Genomic DNA, 1,393 nt, shown 5'->3' with positions numbered 1-1,393 from the left:
TGATTCAAAATACTAGGAATGTTCGGATTTAAGGTGGTTAGCCAACAAAAAAATCCTTTACAATGGAAGGATAGGTGATTCTATCCAAATCCAAAGAAAAGGATTTACGCATGGATAAGAATACACATCTCTCTTCATTTTCGCAATGGTTAAATCAGATAGATTTTAAACAGCTTGACGAAACACTCGGACAAACCGGCGGTGACAAGTATGTGAAAAAGCTGACGACAAAGGCCTATATGACCCTTTTTCTGTATGCTCATCTTCAGAAAGAAGACAGTCTGCGTTCGATTTCGGACTGTGTCTTAGGTGAAGAGCTTCAGAAAGCAACGGGTCTTTCGTCGATCAGCGCCTCACAACTCTCAAGAAAAAATAACTCGGTTGACCCTCAACTGTTGATGACGATCTTTCTTGATCTCGTCGCCAAAATTAAAGGCAAACGAGCGCCCAAAATTGATGAACGGCTTAAGGTTGTGGATTCGACGACGATACCCCTGAATGCTCAGCGATATCCATGGGCTCACTTTCGCAAAACCAAAGCCGGTGTCAAGCTGCACCTTCGCCTTGTCTTTATGGGAAAAGGGCAAGTGTTTCCGGAAAAAGCAGTCCTTACATCAGCTCAAGTCAATGACCGCTCGCAACTCGATGTGCTCGTTGACGAGAAAGAAGCCATGTATGTCTTTGATCGAGGCTATGTGGACTACCAGGCCTTTGATCGTTTTTCAGAAGAGGGGATGTTCTTTGCTTCCCGTTTAAAAAAGAACGCCGTAATCCATGTCCTGCACGACTATAAAGTACCCGAGAAAAGTTCTATTTTATCGGATCAAATGATCCTGCTGGGCGGCGTTCAAAACCAAACGGAAAATGCCTTCCGTCTAATCGTGGCTAAAGACGATCAGGGTAAGAACATCCGGATCATCACCAATCGCTTTGACTTGTCGGCGACAGAAATCAGTGATGTCTATCGCCATCGATGGGCCATCGAACTTTTCTTCAAATGGCTGAAACAACATGTACGGATTCGAACGTTTTATGGACAAAGTGAGACGGCTGTCCAAAATCAACTACTTTTGGCATTGATTCATTACAGTCTATTCGTTTTGATTCAGCAGAAACTTGAAACAACGCGTTCAGTTCTTCAACTGACCCGATGGTTCAAAGCTGTGCTTTGGAAATCCTGTGAGCAATGGTTCCGCCGTATTCGTTTTCAAATGGAGAAACGGAAACGAGTAACCTAAGGGCACCTTTAAAGGCTGTCGACACCTTGACACTGATTAACTGGATAAAACTGTAAAATGGATCGAGTCACCTTTTAGGTGGACATTAACTTTTTTAGTTTTGGCAGAAAAAATATAATTTCCGAATATTCTCTTAAAATTCATGCAACGCTAGT

General features: G+C 42.8%; 1 protein-coding gene. It reads left to right on the top strand.

Annotation, left to right across the window (positions count from 1 at the left end):
- Positions 1-110: 110 nt before the first annotated feature.
- Complete coding sequence (locus SIN01_RS14710) at positions 111-1,238, top strand: IS4 family transposase (protein ID WP_039744313.1); 1,128 nt, start codon at positions 111-113, stop codon at positions 1,236-1,238.
- Positions 1,239-1,393 lie beyond the last annotated feature (155 nt).

Source organism: Sporolactobacillus inulinus, assembly GCF_006539285.1.
In the GTDB taxonomy this organism is placed as follows: domain Bacteria; phylum Bacillota; class Bacilli; order Bacillales; family Sporolactobacillaceae; genus Sporolactobacillus; species Sporolactobacillus inulinus.
The sequence above is the reverse complement of the archived record's forward strand: the minus strand, read 5'-3'. Positions and strand labels throughout refer to the sequence as shown.